General features: G+C 42.6%; 13 protein-coding genes. 3 read left to right on the top strand and 10 right to left on the bottom strand.

Features of this window, described 5'->3' with window-relative positions; all coding sequences use genetic code 11:
• The gene (locus MNR06_RS14685; protein ID WP_243537142.1) at positions 1-2,193 is read left to right on the top strand and encodes a TonB-dependent receptor family protein; all 2,193 of its coding nucleotides are present in this window, start codon (positions 1-3) and stop codon (positions 2,191-2,193) included.
• Between the two features lie 49 nt (positions 2,194-2,242).
• Here the strand turns inward: MNR06_RS14685 and MNR06_RS14680 are convergent, their stop codons facing one another.
• Positions 2,243-3,181, bottom strand: coding sequence for a sterol desaturase family protein (locus MNR06_RS14680; RefSeq protein ID WP_243537141.1), 939 nt, complete (start codon positions 3,179-3,181; stop codon positions 2,243-2,245).
• 133 nt (positions 3,182-3,314) lie between these two features.
• Between MNR06_RS14680 and MNR06_RS14675 the strand changes: the two genes are divergently transcribed.
• Complete coding sequence (locus tag MNR06_RS14675) at positions 3,315-4,613, top strand: imelysin family protein (RefSeq protein WP_243537140.1); 1,299 nt, start codon at positions 3,315-3,317, stop codon at positions 4,611-4,613.
• Between the two features lie 98 nt (positions 4,614-4,711).
• Complete coding sequence (locus MNR06_RS14670; protein ID WP_243537139.1) at positions 4,712-5,614, top strand: DUF6635 family protein; 903 nt, start codon at positions 4,712-4,714, stop codon at positions 5,612-5,614.
• Positions 5,615-5,993: 379 nt separating this feature from the next.
• On the opposite strand, the gene MNR06_RS14665 is transcribed toward MNR06_RS14670, so the two are convergent.
• From MNR06_RS14665 to fliQ, 9 genes are all read right to left on the bottom strand, one after another.
• Positions 5,994-6,755, bottom strand: a complete 762-nt coding sequence (locus MNR06_RS14665; protein ID WP_243537138.1) for a 4-hydroxy-tetrahydrodipicolinate reductase — start codon at positions 6,753-6,755, stop codon at positions 5,994-5,996.
• Between the two features lie 195 nt (positions 6,756-6,950).
• Entirely contained in the window at positions 6,951-8,630 is a 1,680-nt protein-coding gene (locus tag MNR06_RS14660) for a hypothetical protein (RefSeq protein WP_243537137.1), read from the bottom strand.
• Positions 8,631-8,827: 197 nt separating this feature from the next.
• A complete protein-coding gene (locus tag MNR06_RS14655) occupies positions 8,828-9,613 on the bottom strand; it encodes a FliA/WhiG family RNA polymerase sigma factor (protein WP_243537136.1) in 786 nt (261 codons plus the stop codon).
• 71 nt (positions 9,614-9,684) lie between these two features.
• Entirely contained in the window at positions 9,685-10,515 is an 831-nt protein-coding gene (locus MNR06_RS14650) for a MinD/ParA family protein (protein WP_243537135.1), read from the bottom strand.
• Positions 10,512-11,990, bottom strand: coding sequence for a flagellar biosynthesis protein FlhF (locus MNR06_RS14645; RefSeq protein ID WP_243537133.1), 1,479 nt, complete (start codon positions 11,988-11,990; stop codon positions 10,512-10,514). The genes MNR06_RS14650 and MNR06_RS14645 overlap by 4 nt, the downstream gene beginning before the upstream one ends.
• On the bottom strand, positions 11,980-14,079 hold the full coding sequence (gene flhA / locus MNR06_RS14640; protein ID WP_243537132.1) for a flagellar biosynthesis protein FlhA: 2,100 nt from the start codon (positions 14,077-14,079) through the stop codon (positions 11,980-11,982). Before flhA ends, MNR06_RS14645 begins: the two co-directional genes overlap by 11 nt.
• Complete coding sequence (gene flhB, locus MNR06_RS14635; RefSeq protein WP_243537131.1) at positions 14,079-15,140, bottom strand: flagellar biosynthesis protein FlhB; 1,062 nt, start codon at positions 15,138-15,140, stop codon at positions 14,079-14,081. The genes flhA and flhB overlap by 1 nt, the downstream gene beginning before the upstream one ends.
• A gap of 61 nt (positions 15,141-15,201) precedes the next feature.
• Positions 15,202-15,981 carry a flagellar biosynthetic protein FliR gene (locus tag MNR06_RS14630; protein ID WP_243537130.1) on the bottom strand — a complete coding sequence of 260 codons (780 nt, stop codon included), beginning with the start codon at positions 15,979-15,981 and terminating at the stop codon, positions 15,202-15,204.
• Position 15,982: 1 nt separating this feature from the next.
• Positions 15,983-16,255, bottom strand: coding sequence for a flagellar biosynthesis protein FliQ (gene fliQ, locus MNR06_RS14625; protein ID WP_243537129.1), 273 nt, complete (start codon positions 16,253-16,255; stop codon positions 15,983-15,985).
• Between the last annotated feature and the right edge of the window lie 7 nt (positions 16,256-16,262).

The raw sequence follows: 16,262 nt of genomic DNA, 5'->3' as shown, positions 1-16,262 counted from the left end.
ATGATTAATTTTGTCCTTATAGTTTTGTGTGTGTTCTTCGGCCTGAATTCTCAGGCCGAAGGCGTTTCTGAGGTCTCAGCAAAAATGTCTGAGCTGGGCCCTGTTAAAATCATCGGCAGTTCTGAAGAAGAACTTCTGCAGCCGAATTCTGCTCATTTCATTGATAAACAAAAGATCGAACAGCAGCAACAAAGCGACGTGAATCGCGTGTTAAAGCAGGTTCCTGGTGTTTACGTGCAAGAGGAAGATGGCTTCGGTCTTCGTCCTAATATAGGTTTGCGCGGCACCCATCCTCATCGCAGTCGCAAAATTGTTATTCTTGAAGATGGTATTCTGATTGGTCCTGCACCCTACTCGGCTCCGGCGGCTTATTACACTCCATTCATGAGTAAAGTAGAGTCGATGGAAGTGTTTAAAGGTGTTGCTTCAGTTCCTTACGGACCAAACTCCATCGGTGGCGCTATCAACTACATCACTCGCAGTCTTCCTAAGGAAAACCGCACAGAGTTGGATTTCGCCGGTGGAACTTATAATACGCAAAAATATCGCGCTAATTTGGGTCGCGTTTGGGATCAAGGGGCCATTCTTTTTGAAGGCGCCCATTTGCAAACTGATGGCTTTAAAAAATTAGATAATGGTAAGAACACAGGTTTTGATAAAAACGATTTCCTTGTTAAGGGTGAACAGCGCTTAACAAGTGACCGCAAACAATCCATTGAATGGAAAGTAGGCTACGGCACTGAGCTTTCTGACGAATCGTATTTGGGTTTAACTCAAGACGATTTTTTTAGTTCGCCATACCGCCGTTACGCTGCTTCTGAAAATGATTTGATGGACTGGCAGCATGAACAGTATCAATTGACCTATAAGTCTCAGTTGCAAGAAAACTTAGGCATTTGGGCTACTGGGTATCACCATAAATTCCATCGTAACTGGTCGCGCTTTAATAACTTTAGAGACACAACAGTTGATGTGAATTCTGTATTAAGAAATCCTGATCAAGGCGCAAATCAGCTTTATTATGACGTATTGTCTGGTAACGCCGATTCAGCAAGTGTCGGCGCGGGCGCTGATATCGTTGTTACAAACAATGATCGCTACTTCTATAGCCAAGGTCTGCAGCTAGGATCGTTTTCTTACTACACTGTGAATGATTGGACTCACCAACTAAGCTTGGGTCTTCGTTTGCACGAAGATCAAATCCGCCGCAATCACTCTGAAGATATTTTCTCAATGACTTCGGGGAATATGGTTCGCACGGCTGATGCTCGTCGCAAAACTGCGATCAATAAAGATAACACTCAAGCGGTTAGCGTTTCGGCAACAGACGAGATGATATGGCAAGCTTGGAAGTTTACGGTTTCTGGTCGTTTTGAAAATGTGACCTACGCATCTGAAGACGATTTGACGGCAGAATCATCAAATGGCACTGAAAACGTGTTTGTACCGGGTGCAGGCGCGCTTTATCAAATCAATGACAAGTGGTCAGCCCTTCTGGGTGTAAACCGTGGCGTGACGATCGTAGGCCCTGGGCAAACTTTAAGTGAAAAACCAGAAGAAAGTATGAACTACGAAACTGGAGTTCGTTACTCTAATCCGGACCAAGAGTTCTTTGCTGAAGGTATTGCCTTTGTAGCTGATTATCAGAATATCAAAGGGACTTGTTCATTTTCTTCAGGTTGCACTGGGAACACCTTAGATCAAGAGTTTGATGGCGGTAAAGCGATGATCCGTGGTTTGGAAACTCGTTTTGCTAAAGGATTCATGTACAAAAATGTTTATATCCCAGTGAACTTCAATGTCACTGTGACTAAGGCTGAATTTGCGGCTGACTCTTACACTACAAACCCTGAATGGGGCGTGGGTGATATTCACTCTGGGGATCCGTTACCTTATGTTCCTGAAGCTCAATACAGTTTAGGTGTAGGAACTCAGTACAAAAAGTATTCTCAGGAATTTATTCTTTCTTGGACTGGGAAAATGTATGATCAATCGGTTGAAACAAATCGCCAAGAAATCCCCGCTTACGGTGTGATGGACTGGACGATGAAGTATCAGTATCAACCTCAAGGCTCTGTTTACGCTCGTATTGATAATATATTGGATCATGAGTACTTGGTGTCCTTAAGACCGTTCGGGGCTCGCCCTGGCAAAGCACGTTCGTTGCTTGTAGGTCTTAAACACACTTTCTAATCTTCTTTAGATTATGAAAAAGAAAAGGGAAGCTTCAAGCTTCCCTATTTTATTTGTTCTTTTTAAATGCCGTCGCGAATGGCTCTAGATAATGCCGCCACAATGCGCTTCGATAACGTTCGTTGATTCCGAATTTTAATTTTCCAACACTCTTTGAAAAAACCAAGGTGCCGAATAAGGCATCCCACACCGCTAAGCTGACGCCGAAGTTTTTATCGTAATGCTCTTGGTTCTTTGAGTGATGCACTTGATGCTGAATCGGACTGATTAAAAGCCACTCTAGCGGACCAAAGCTTAAAGGAATATGACTGTGGCGCAGGTTCGCCCCTACAAGATTGAATATAAATCCGAAGCCGTTAATCCCTAATAGTGTCCAGACTGAAAAACTGGAACCGAAAATAAAAATGAAAAGGCCGATACTTACTCCCAGGCTTAAGCTGTTACGAAGAATGGCCATAGCTGATTCCACCGGATGAGTGCGATATAAAGTCACTGGCGTTAAAACCCGAGCGCTGTGATGAAATTTATGAAACTCCCATAGGAACGGGAATTTATGCATCAGCCAGTGATGGAAAAACCTCAGGAAATCATCCCAGGCAAAAACACCTAAGGTGAAAAGCAGAATAAGCCCACTTGAAGTCGGAGTATTCATAACATCGCCGTTATTTAGAGGGGCTAAAAGGCGAATGACGAATTGAGAGATTTGAAAGCTGAATTCAAATAGAGGTACTAACAACAAGCTCTTTAAACCCGCATTAATCAGGTAAATCAGGTAATCCTGCTTGGTCGAGCGATTCCACCAGTATCTGCGGCGAAGAACCCATTTTTTAAACAAATGGCTTAGGGAAACATTCTTCTGTCTGCCTACAAGCCAGATCACTATAAGAATGAAAATAAGACTGGAAAGGACATTCACATGATAAAGCCTTGAGGTCGGCTCATCGAATTGAAAGAGTAATTTTTGCAGACGTGTCCAAGAATCAGTCATACTTACCTTTCGGTGGATTTTAACATACTCTAAAGAAATCCTCATTGCGTTTTCAATTTTGCCAAGGGCGCTATGAAAACTTGTAACAACCGTCATTTTAAGGCACAACTGCCTCATCAAAAGTGAGGATTTTATGACTGCTAAAAATCTCGTAAAAGTGTGCCTAGCTGCGACCTTCCTACTCACTGGCGCATGTGCTGATTTCTTTGAAAACAATCAAATCAAAAACCCTAAAAAAGGAACTGACGGCACTCAGTCTAATAACGAACAAACTCTTCCAGGTGATTTCCAAAAACCTAATGAAGGTGTTTTCACTGAACAAAAAATGCTGATCAATATTGGCACCAACGTGATGGCTCGCGCAGTTGAAAAATTCGCAAATGCTGTTCCTTCTTTAAAAAATTCTGTGCGTGAGTATTGCGAAGCTTTGCCTTCCGGCCTTCCGACAGATCGTTTGGAAGCTCAAGCTAAAAAAGACTGGGAACGTGTAGCTCTTGCCTTTCATGAAGTTGAAGCAGCACCGATGGGCCCTTTGACTGACAATACTTCAGCGTTGAATGTTGTTATCTACTCTTGGCCTTTATTGAACACTTGTGGTGTTGATAAAAAGGTTTTTGAAAATGCCAACTCTGCTATTAGCAGCGAAACACTTCCGTACAACACTCGTGGCATCGGTGCGATTGAATACCTTTTGTTTGAAACATCCATGAAAAGCACGTGCAACTTGCGCGCACACAAAGAAATGGAAATTTGGAACGCTCGTTCTGCTGAACAAAAGAGGTTAGATCGTTGCCAATGGGCTTTGACTTTGACAAAGGACCTTGAAGGTAAAGCGGCAGAGCTAAACAACAAGTGGAGCGTGGCTAAAGGCAACTTCACTAAAAACATCATCGATGGTTCTCGCTATAAAACTCATAAAGAAGCTATCAACGCTTTAACAGATGCGATGTCTAACATTGAAAAGCTTAAAGATGTAAAGCTTGGTAAACCAACTGGCCGTCATGCCACTTGCTATGATGAAAAGTGTGCGAAAGATGTTGAGCATATCTATTCAGGTCTTTCTTTGGCTTCTGCTGAAGCTCAGTTAAAAGCTTTTAAAGCGCTTTTCACTGGTAGCTATACTAAAGATCCAGCTTTCGGTATTGACGACTTGTTAATCCAATCTGGACGCCAAGATGTTGCGGATAAAATGGTTGCAGCTTTAGATACTGCGATTGTTTCTGTAATCAAAGCTCAAGCGGCTGGTAGCTTATATTCGCAAATCGAAGCCGTAGATCCGACGCTTTGCAAAGCTTCGACTATGACAGATCGTAAGGAAGAAATCTGCGCTGTTCACGCTGACGTCCGTGAAGTGGCATTCTTGCTTAAAACTGAAGTCCTAGCGGCTTTGGCCCTTCGCGCTCCACCGACGAACCAAGGGGATTCTGACTAAGATTCAGATTCGCTACTTCATAAAAGTCTGGAAGTTTAAGACTCCATTTAATTTCTGTCCTCTTTTTGAGAACATAGAGCATTAAATGGAGTTTTTTTGTGCCTGAAAGATCTGCTCTTATCCTCGGTGCTTTGGAAGAATGTATTTCTGAATACGTTGAAGAAAAACGCGCCTGTATTGATTCCTTTATTTCTAATCAGTACTCTATGCAGGCCACGCTTGATGTTCAAAAAAAGGTCCTGGCCTTGGATCTATTACTCAACCCCCTTAATTCGCTCTGGTCTATCCCCTATTTAACGATCAAGAAGATCGTAGAGACTTTAGAGCAAGTCGGCTGGACGGCTTTAGTGCCTTTCTTTGAAGTCCTGCCATCGGGGATTAAAACGGCTTACCAACGCCATATTGAAAAGCAGATTCAGACTGAGTTTTTAGGTTTTGGTGGCAAATACAGCGAACGCGATTCTGAACTTTTTAAAAAGATTCAGGATCATAAAGTCCTTGGGCCTTTGCTTGAAAAAAACGAGATTTCTCTTTCAAATAGGCATATTAATTTAGCCTTAAATAAGGAAGTCGAAAAATATTGTGCGAATCAGAATACGATCAGTGATTTATTGGGAAGTTTCATCACCCTTGGGACTGGTTGGTATTTCTTTGGCAAACAGAACTTAAGTGTTTCTGCGATGGGCGATCAGATGGCCAGAAAATGGGCCCATGATGATGCTTCTACTAAATTCATCTTTGGTAAAAAAGCGGGCTCAGCTTTCTATAATCTTTTTCCGCCCCAACCTACTGGCAAAGACATCTTCATCGCGACGGTTATTATCGGTGCGCTTTTGATGATCGTCACCACGGCTGTCACTGTGGCAAGTGATCCAGTACGGTTGAAGCTGGGATTGCACAGAAAAAGAATTTCGATCCTACTTGATAAGATTGAAGAGAGTTTGTTCACTCAGCTTAAGAAGCAAATCAAAAGATCTTACAAAGAAAGCAAAGCGGCTTAATAGGCCTTTTTTTTCAGCTCCGTTCATACTCTTCAGCATTACAAGCCTCAACCTCACAACAATACAGTTCGTCTCTGCATTAAATCAGTCTTCATTTTTTCATCTTCAATTCATTCTCATTCTTATCTAAGAACTTCTATATTCATTCTTTTAAGATCACCTCAATTTGCCCCTACTAATTATCTCCATCCTCTGGTTATAAAAATATCGACTTTATAAGGAATAGTTTCTGCGATTTTGACATAGGAGAACTGGCTTTGATTTTTCACTTTCAGATCTTTTAGACAGAGCGCCTTTGGCTTCCGCGTTTTTCTTTCACACTGTTTGCGACTACACTTACCTAGTTATCTATCCCCCTGGCCTGAGGCGTTTTCCCATTTTAAGTATTCAGTTCTTTCAAAAAGGTTTCTTGTAAAACATTTTCCATCGAATAAAGGCCTGACTTTTTATCCTTTAACCATTTAGCGGCAAAGATGGCCCCTGTGCCGAAAGCGGCGCGATTGATACTTTCGTGAACCAAGCGAATGGTTTGATTTGGTAAGCCGAAGATCACTTCGTGCTTTCCTACGATTCCCCCGACGCGAATTGAATTCACGTGTTCTTTAGCGTTTAGGTCCAAGTGCTTTGCTAATTTCAATGCCGTTCCGGAAATATCTTTTTTAGCTCTGAAATGCTCTTCCACCACTTCGATGTCGGCATGGGGAATGATTCTTTTTAACATCTTAGATGCCATCATCAGCCAGTTAATTCCCAACGTGATGTTGGGCGAATAAAGTACCGCTGTATTTTGCGCTGCTTTGCTCAGTAGCTCCAATTCATGGGGTTCATAATTTGAAATCGCACTAACAATACGAACACCTGTTCGCGCTAATTTCTCGTAAGCAACACTGGTGCAGTTAGAGGAAAAGTCGATAATAAGATCAACGGGGGATCGCCTAAGAAATTCTTCATCAATATTTTCAATGGTAATAAACGGAGCAAAGTCTTCGTGATACCCAAGAAGATGGCTAGCAAAAGGTTGGCTATCATCGACAGTCTTTCTGCAAACCCATTCTAAAGACAATCCCGGGTCCTTAGAAATTTCCTTAGCAACAACAGAACCAGTCCTCCCAAAACCTAAGAGCCCTACCTTAAGTGGCATAATAATACTCCTTAATGAAAGTGCCCCTATAAACTTGGGACCTCCCCCTGTGTGTTTCTTTTTGTTCACCCTATTTTGGTTAACAAATTCGGCGCAATACGCACTGCGCACACTAAGGATACTAAATTGGTTTGAAAAATAAAAAGAGAATCCTAACGACTCTCTTTTGCGATGATCATTTTTAGAATTTTAAATCTATTTTCTTAAAGGAATGAACGACGTTGCTTTTCTTGCATCCTTCTTATCGACTTTGAAATCAAACCTAACTTCAGAGTTAAGATAGTCCTCTTGAGTTGCAGATCCCAAGCTTACTACGATGGCATCAATCGACTTCATCTTATGGCCTATAACTCGGTCATTTAAATCCATCGCTAACTTCTTAAGATCGTTCTCATCGGCTTCAAACCTAGTTTTGCTTTTTTCAGAGTTAAAATCAGTCCATTGAACTAAGAAATGCTTAAATAATTCCAGTTTCATTGTTTGTTTCATTTTCGCAGCGATGGTGACATCTTTAATAGTCTCATCCACATCGAACTTAACGTTTTCTTCGTTTTTAATATCCTTATAAAGATCATTGATAGCTTTCGAGGTGATCTCACCTGCGTTCAATTTGGACGCGAAGTTTGCAATTATATTTTTTCTAGTGAAGACCGCTTTCCCAGAAGCATAATTGAATGTGGAATAGTGCGCATCTATTTTAGTCGATAGATTCTTTACACACATTCCCAATCTAGACAGACGCAATTCGATGTGTGCTTTATTGCTTCCAGAAAAATATTTTGTATCGATCTTAGAAAGATCCGCTGTTTTAAAATTCTGACCCGCAATAGATGCGCCCAAAACCAATGAATTCTGCTTACTTGCTTTGTCATCCAAGGAAATAAGGGACAAGCCATAAGCATCGATATGAACCGGTTGGGGATTTAATTTCGGATTGGCCGCTTGAAGATGCGCCGTTTGTGCAGCCATAACATTTGATATTGCTAAAGTGACAGTTCCACCTTCTTGAGCATTCAAATCAGAAATATTCTTATCAACCTCGCTTAACTGTGTGATAACTTTCGCGAGTTCATCCGCGCGCTTCAAAGTATCTTGTAATTTGATGGCATCCTGACAAACTTCGTGGGACCTAAATCTAAGATTCATAAGTTCCCGTGACAACTCTACTTTCTCATTTGTCAGTTTTTCATTCTCTTCTTTGCGAGCCGCGATTAACTTTTCCTTTGTCTGTACTTCACAGGCTGCTGCCTCTTTTTCAGCAAGGCACGTACTTAAGTCATTTTTCATTTTAACAAGATCTTCGTCTCCCTTCTTTTCAAGGGCAGCAATTTCTTGGCGACGAAGACCTTTACTGTCAGTCTCACTTTTTAATTGCGCGCAAATATAGTCCTTGAATTCCTTTTCTTTATGTAAGTCTTCCAGAGACTTTCCCGACGCAGAAACCAAGGATTGAAGGTATAGTTTTTTGTATTCCAAATCCCTTTTGATACTTTCCATATCATCAATTCGTTCACAGTTTTGTTCTGATTTATGGACTACACCTTCCAACTCAACCTTTAAGCCATTAGAAACAAAGAAAAATGAATTGTTTGAAACAAGCTGCCCTCCTTTGAAAGAAGCTGCAGGAATTAATAAATGACCCTCAGGATTTACAATATCTTCTGGCAGTGACACTCCATACATCGGAACAACTTCTAGTGTACTCCCCACTTTTTGCTGCTCAGATCCTTTTTTAGCAACCCCGTCCGTCTTCTTTTTCGTTGTCGCTGACCTAGCGATACGAGCTTTCTTGCTCCATTCGCCTTGCCCTTGTGAACATGCAGATAGCGATAAAAGAAGAGGGATTGAAAGAAGCAAATAATAAGTCGGTTTCATGGGTTACTCCGTTAAGGTTCAATTACGGAGATACTTAGTAGCAATTCCGTTGCCAAATAATGGGGGCTTAAAAAGCAGTATATTCGAGCTGAGTACGCTGTCCCGTCTTGGATCCGAGAATCAAATCTCAAAACAACGAAAAAAGGGGGCCATAAGGTCCCCTTTAACAATGCGATAGATATGTGACTTAATTTTGGTTAAGCGATTTCAAGCTCTCCTGCACCGATGGTGGCAGCGAGCTTAGCGCGCAAACGAGTGACTGCTTGGGCATGCAACTGAGAAACGCGGGATTCAGTCACACGAAGAACTTGACCGATTTCTTTTAAGTTCAAATCTTCATAGTAATAAAGAGAAAGCACCAAGCGTTGTCTTTCAGGCAATTCTTCAATGGCTTGAGCTACGACTTCTTTGATGTTTTTTACGTTTAATTGATTGAAGGGGCTGTTTGTTCTAGAACCTTCCAAGATATCCATGATGGATTTCTTGTCAGTGTTACTGAACGTTGTCGCCTGATCGATGGGTAAAAGACTTACAGGGCGAACTTGGTTCACAAGGTCATGGAACTCATCAATATTGATATTCAATGCTTTAGCAACTTCTTCATCCGTTGGTGCACGGCCCAGATCGGCTTCTAATTGCACCATTGTTTTATCAAGAAGTTTGGCTTTATCACGGATTGAACGCGGCACCCAATCTTGCGCACGTAATTCATCAAGGATTGCTCCACGGATACGGAATTCAGCGTAAGTTTTAAATTTATTATCACGGGATGAATCATATTTTTCGATAGCATCCATCAAACCGATAACGCCTGCAGAGATCAAATCGTCTAATTCGATATTAGAAGGAAGGCGGACTGCAATCTTTTGCGCGATAAATTTAATTAGCGGCGCGTATTCGCGGATCAATTCATCTTTTTGGTTAGCAGCAACTTTACGAGGTTCTTCCTTGTACTTCTTCAACAACGCCGCATTTTTCGCCATTTTTTTTCCCTCTTGAACACTATGTTAACAAACAGACCAGTGAGCTGAAAGTCCAATTCTAATTTCAATGATTAAGCAAATCCAACGACCTGATCCCAGAACATTTGCATGCCACCGGTGCTCTCGATTTGTTTGGAAGATTTCTCGATGTGATTAGAAATTTGACGAATTGCCTTAGTTGATTCTGCACCCGCATCGTGTCTCACGATGAGACGTTGCATTTGTGTTGCTTTTCTTAAAACAACGTCGTTGGGAACTGAACCCCAGTAGTCCAGACCAATGTACAGAAACTTATTCACGACATCGTTAAAGCGTTGGTACAGGCCCAATCCCTCGTTTTCATCACGCACTTGATTGCAGATGATAGAGAAGTGATTCACCTTGTAGTTCTTATTTAGAACTTTAATAAGCGCATAAGCATCAGCGAAGCTCGCAGGGTCTGGAGTGATCACTACAGATACCGACTGAGCCGCAGAATTTAAGAACAAAACATTTTCAGCGATACCAGGAGCAGTATCAACAAGAAGATAATCAAAACCGTGAGGCAAAGCGCTCACCGCTTCCACCATGGCTCTGCGCTCGAAGTGATTCATGTTATTGAAATCAACAACTCCGCTGCCACCAGGAATTAAGAAAACATCCTTAGAAACTTCAACTAGGATGTCCTTCATTTCTTTACGGCCAGAGATAATATCGTGAATGTTTCCTTGGGTTTTTACACCAAACATAATATCGACGTTGGCCATGCCTAAATCGCCATCAAGGATTAAGACCTTTTTACCCTTTTGCGCCAAAGTTAACGCCAAATTCGCCACTAGTGTGGTTTTACCAACGCCCCCTTTACCAGAGGTGATGCTAATTGTTCTTGTGCGGTTCAGGTGGAAAGAATTCATGCTTCTCATACAGCCTCAGAATCCTGTTGTTTGAATTTTGTGATTTTAAAAATAAGGTCTAGAAGACGTTCTTTTGTCGCGAATTCGAAATCTTCTGGAACTCTTGAACCAATACCGAATGAATGCAATGGCACATCAAAACGCTTCATAAAGTTATAAATCGTTCCGTGCTGAGTTGATTCATCTAAGGATGTAAAGATCACGTCTTTATATCCCAAAGCAGCATAACGACGACCTAGTTCAGTCGCATCGCTGTCTTTGGCATTGGTAGAAAGAACCATATGAATATTTGGATTCAACGCCTGAGGTGGAAGCAAGCTTTTTAGCATGTTCACTTCATCGTTATTTTTAAGACTTAAGCCAGTGTAGTCGACTAATACGCAGTCAACATTTGCAAGGTAACGCATCAAGTTTGTCCAATCGTTCTGTGAACGGATCACAGAGAATGGAACATTCAAAATTTGCGCGTAGATTTTCATTTGGTCAGCAGCGCCGACTTTGAAAGTGTCTGTGGTCAGTAAGGCAATTTTCTTACCTTCACGTACCACCATCTGACTTGCCATTTTAATTAATGCAGAAGTTTTACCGCTGCCCGCAGGTCCCACGAAACAGTGGATTTTACCTTGCGTTGGGTGCGAAACCACTTTCGTAGTATCAAGCACGTGACGAGCCACCCATGCTTCAACCAAAGATTTATTTTTAAGTTTCAGCGCAGGCAAAGTGTCTTGAGCTTTCGTTAGGATTTCAGCTGCAATTTCTTGAGCCATACCCGCCGAAGTCAATTTATCGTATACAAAACTTAAATCGTAATTGATGCCATAATCAGCGCCCGGATGAGTGCCAACAAAGTTTTGAGGCATTTGCTGGAACTGAGTGATGACTTGCTTCAAACTTGCGATTTCATTTTTAAGAGCCAAAATCTCTGGAGATTCAGTTGCAGCGACTGGAGCCGCAGGTTTAACCGCTTGCACTGCTCTGACCGCAGGAGCCTGAGCTTGTGGAGCTTGCGCTACAGCTTTTTTAGAGTAGTTGCCTTTAGCTGCAAAGATTTCTTCCTGCTCTTGGAAAGCATGCAATGCACGTTGAGCAGCATTACGAACTCTTTCATCAGAAACAGTTTGTTGACGATTGAATTCAGCTTCGTCTTCGATATCGATGTAGCGACGTTGAGTGATGGGTGCAGGGCCTTGAGATTTTTGCACATGCTTTTCCACCATTTTGTGGATCAGCTCTTTTTGCTGGCGTGCTGAACTTTGTTGGAATCTGGCGCGATCCTGTTCACGAAGTTTGCTTTCCGCAAATTTCTTTTTCTGCAAAGTTTCTTCAGAAACTGCCGCAGTGATTTCAACGCTACCCTCGCCTACAAGCCCGTAACTTTTGTTGTTGTCACGAGCTGATAGAATGATGGCGTCAGGACCCAATTGGGTCTTAACCATTTCAAGAGCTTCTTTCATTGTTCGAGCTTCAAATTTCTTAACCTGCATGGCTCATCTCCACAAGTGCTACTGACTGAACATCGGCGTCTGAAGTAAGTTCGTTATGCGAAAGCACAACTAACTGCGGAATAAATCGAGACGTTAATTTATATATATGGCGGCGCGAAGTTGGGCTGGTCAGCAAAATCGGCTGACTAGCAACTTCAGGATGGTTTTCCACAGTGCGCGCGATTTCGTTAATCAAACGATGGGCACTGTTTGGATCCATCACTAGTTGAACCCCTTGCTCTGTTTGCAATAGGGAGTTTGCGATAAGCTCTTCGATGATCGGATGAAGAGTCATCACTGGGATGTTTCCTTGATCCGTAGTGTACTTCGCCGTGATACCACGAGCTAAACCACGACGAACTTGTTCAGTAAGAACTTCGATATCTTTATTTCTTGGAGCTTCATCTGCCAATGTTTCAAAAATCGTTAATAGATTACGGATTGAAACTTGCTCTTTTAACAAGCTTTGCAATACGCGAACCACAGATCCCAATGGCAATAGATCTGGGATAAGCTCTTCAACCACTTTTGGATGTGATTTTTTGAAGTTCTCAATAAGAGTTGAAGCTTCCTGACGACCCAACAATTCATGGGCATGGGTACGAATGATCTCTGTAAGATGAGTCGCCATAACTGTTGGAAGATCAACCACTGTGTAACCAGCGATCTCTGCATCTTCTTTACGACCAGGCGAAATCCATAGAGCATCCAAACCAAACGCAGGTTCTTTTGTCGGAATACCTTCGATGCGTTCAGCAACGTTACCTGGATCCATGGCAAGCAAGGATTCTGGACGAAGCAGACCACCACCAACGCGGTTACCTTTGATCAATAAACGGTATTCGCCCGGAGCCAACTGCAAGTTGTCACGGATATGAATACTTGGAACAACGATACCCAAATCCAAAGCAAATTGCTTACGGATACTGACGATACGTTCTAACAAGTCACCGCTTTGATCTGATTCAACGATATTGATAAGGCCGTAACCAACTTCCAACTCAACCATATCCAATGGAAGCATGGTTTCGATGTTTTCTTTTTTCGGCGCATTAAGTGATGCTTCACTTGCTTTGCGTTCTTCAGCGGCCATTTCAGCTCTGTATTTTCTAAGAACCCATGAAAGACCCGCAAGCAAACCACCCATGAATAAGAATGGAATTGTTGGAAGACCTGGAACCAAGCCCAAAAGAACCAACACGCCACCAGAAATCATAACGGCACGTGGGTTTACTAAAAGTTGGCTTGTAACCTCTTCACCCATGTCTTTATCAGAATTAGAAGTACGGGTTACGATGGCACCGGCTGCGGTTGAAATGATAAGAGCTGGAATCTGTGCAAGTAGACCGTCACCGATGGTCAACATCGTGTAATACTTCGCAGCTGTACTGATATCCAGGCCCTTTTGCATGACGCCAATCGCAAGACCACCCAAGATATTGATGATCGTGATGATGATACCGGCAATGGCATCACCACGTACGAACTTCGAGGCACCGTCCATCGCGCCGTAAAAGTCGGCTTCTTGTTCAATTTGTCTGCGGCGTTTACGAGCTTCAGCTTCTGTGATGTGACCAGAGTTTAACTCCGCATCAATCGACATTTGCTTACCTGGCATAGCATCCAAGGTGAAGCGGGCAGCAACCTCGGCCACACGACCCGAACCTTTGGTGATAACGATGAAGTTGATCACGATAAGGATCATAAACATGATGAAACCGATGACGTAGTTTCCGCCGACAACGAAGTTCGCGAAAGACGCAATAACATCACCGGCTGCTTTTTCACCTTCATGACCGTGGGTCAGGATCAAACGAGTCGTTGCCACATTCAGTGACAGACGGAATAAGGTCGTCATTAACAGCAACGACGGGAAGGATGTGAAATCCAAAGCTCTTTGTGTATAAAGACTTACTAGGAGGATTAAGATACTGATGGCTAAAGAAAAAGTTAAGCTGATATCAAGTAAAAGCGGTGGCAATGGAATGATCATCACCGCCAGAATTGCCAGCATACCAAAGGCAATAAAAAGATCCGTATTCTTCGTATACTTTTCGAATCTTTTTAAGAATTGAAATACTTGATCCATTATCTTTTCTTCCTACGTAAACGGTAAACATACGAAAGCACTTCAGCCACAGCGACAAAAAGCTCCCGAGGAATAACTTGTCCAATTTTCATTGTTTTAAAAATAGTGCGGGCTAACGGCTTGTTTTCCACAATTGGAATATTGTGTTCACGGGCCAGTTCCTTGATTTTTTCCGCTACGTGATCAGCACCCATAGCGATCAATTGCGGAGCCGGTAAATTATCAGAGTATTTTAAGCACACAGCAATGTGGGTTGGGTTCGTGATGATAACGTCAGCCTTAGGAACTTCTGACATCATACGCTTAGAAGCCATTTCCCTTTGGATACGACGAATGCGTGATTTGATCATAGGATCACCCTCACGCTGCTTGTGTTCTTCTTTGATTTCTTGTTTCGTCATCATCATTTTTTTTTCAAGATCCCAGCGCTGATAAAAATAATCAGCGACAGCGATGACCAACATAACTGTTCCTACACCGCCCAATAGTTTTACAACCACGGTGCCCAGGTACATTAGGATTTGTTCTACAGAGAAAGTAACCATGTATGGAACTTGCGACACTTCACCGCGCAACAAGAAGTACAGCACCACGCCCACAGCAGCCATTTTCAGAATGGACTTCACTGCTTCCATTACGGCACGCATGCTCATGATACGTTTCGCGCCTTCCACTGGATTTAACTTATCAAACTTCGGGGAAAGAGCGTCTTCCACTTGCAGGAAACCGATTTGCAAAATCGAAGAAGCAGCCCCGATGATTCCGGCCATGCCAAGAACTGGAGCCATTAGAATTAAAGCTTTGGAACCGCAGAAATAAAAGGCATCAGTGAATTTGCCTTCACGAACTAAGTGAACCATGTCTGGTCCGAATGCATAGTGGAATACTTCGTAAAGATTTTGGAAAAAGAAACGGCCCGTTGCATACAAACCACCCGCAGCAGCAAGTAAAACTACTGCTGACGCAAGTTCCTTTGTATGGGCAACGTTACCCTGCTTGCGAAACTCTTCCCGTCTCGCGTCCGTTGCCTGTTCGGTTTTTTCGCCGCTCTCGTCTGACACCTAAAGTTCCTTCCTAGAACTAAAAAGCTTTTCAAAGATCCCGAATCCTTCGGGGTACTCTTTATAATTGTTTCATCACATCGAATAGTTTTCCAGCCGTGATTTCCACTAGCCCGTTCATCTCAAGGACTAGTAGAGGAAGGCACAGGAAAACCACTGTCATACCCAATAGGATCGTTACGGGCATGCTTGTTACCAAGACATTTATCTGTGGTACTGCACGACCTAAAATACCCATCGCTAAATTAACCAAAAGTATAGTCACCAAGACCGGAGCGCACATCTTGATCGCCATTATCATGGCTGTTTGCCCATACAATGCGACGTCTGCAAAAGCAGTTAAATTTAAACTCAAAGAAGCCACCGGAACGATGTCATAGCTCTGTGCAATTGCACTGATAAGCATGTGATGGCCATTAATCGCAAGGAACACCAAGGTTCCCACAGTCGAATAGAATTGATCGATGGTATTACCATGGGAACCGAGCATTGGATTGTATAATTGCGAAGCGCTCAATCCCACAGACATGGATACTAGGTCCCCTGTCATTGTGACGACAAAGAAGAACAGACGGGTTAAAAATCCCAGGGATAATCCGATGATCATCTCGCGGATAGCTAAGCCGATGATTTCATTTGAAATAAGGGCATAGTCGACGTTGCCGACTTTTACTAAAGGGAACAAAAGAATGCTAAGAACGATGGATAGTAAAACTTTCACCGGAGTATTCACTGTCGGCGAACCAAACACCGCTGACGAAAACACATAAGCAATCATGCGCAGAAGAATCAGCGCAAAAAGCAAAATTTGTGCTTCGGTCATCGTGTTCCAGTTGATCAAGCTATTCCCTTACCATCACAGCGATGTTATCGAAAAGATTCACAGTGTAAGCGCTCATCACGTCCATCATCCACGGACCAGCTAACACGATCACCAAGGCAACGACGATCATTTTTGGAATGAAAGTTAAAGTCGCCTCATTGATTTGAGTCAAAGCTTGAAAAATACTGACAGCCAAACCCACAACCAGGGTGCTAATAAGTAACGGAGCCGCCAGCATCGCAGTTGTTCTTAGGGCATCTTGTCCAAGTTTAATCACTAATTCTTCAGTCATTTTTCCC

The sequence above is a fragment of the Bdellovibrio reynosensis genome (assembly GCF_022814725.1).
Lineage (GTDB): Bacteria > Bdellovibrionota > Bdellovibrionia > Bdellovibrionales > Bdellovibrionaceae > Bdellovibrio > Bdellovibrio reynosensis.
Note: the sequence above shows the minus strand (reverse complement) of the source record. Positions and strands in the feature narration are given on the sequence as shown.

What these genes read in the sequence shown, in the direction of transcription:
- MNR06_RS14645 (WP_243537133.1), bottom strand. Translation starts at nt 11,990, where the DNA reads ATGCAGGTTAAGAAATTTGAAGCTCGAACAATGAAAGAAGCTCTTGAA.
- MNR06_RS14665 (WP_243537138.1), bottom strand. Translation starts at nt 6,755, where the DNA reads ATGCCACTTAAGGTAGGGCTCTTAGGTTTTGGGAGGACTGGTTCTGTT.
- fliQ (WP_243537129.1), bottom strand. Translation starts at nt 16,255, where the DNA reads ATGACTGAAGAATTAGTGATTAAACTTGGACAAGATGCCCTAAGAACA.
- flhA (WP_243537132.1), bottom strand. Translation starts at nt 14,079, where the DNA reads ATGGATCAAGTATTTCAATTCTTAAAAAGATTCGAAAAGTATACGAAG.
- MNR06_RS14650 (WP_243537135.1), bottom strand. Translation starts at nt 10,515, where the DNA reads ATGAGAAGCATGAATTCTTTCCACCTGAACCGCACAAGAACAATTAGC.
- MNR06_RS14655 (WP_243537136.1), bottom strand. Translation starts at nt 9,613, where the DNA reads ATGGCGAAAAATGCGGCGTTGTTGAAGAAGTACAAGGAAGAACCTCGT.
- MNR06_RS14660 (WP_243537137.1), bottom strand. Translation starts at nt 8,630, where the DNA reads ATGAAACCGACTTATTATTTGCTTCTTTCAATCCCTCTTCTTTTATCG.
- MNR06_RS14680 (WP_243537141.1), bottom strand. Translation starts at nt 3,181, where the DNA reads ATGACTGATTCTTGGACACGTCTGCAAAAATTACTCTTTCAATTCGAT.
- MNR06_RS14675 (WP_243537140.1), top strand. Translation starts at nt 3,315, where the DNA reads ATGACTGCTAAAAATCTCGTAAAAGTGTGCCTAGCTGCGACCTTCCTA.
- MNR06_RS14685 (WP_243537142.1), top strand. Translation starts at nt 1, where the DNA reads ATGATTAATTTTGTCCTTATAGTTTTGTGTGTGTTCTTCGGCCTGAAT.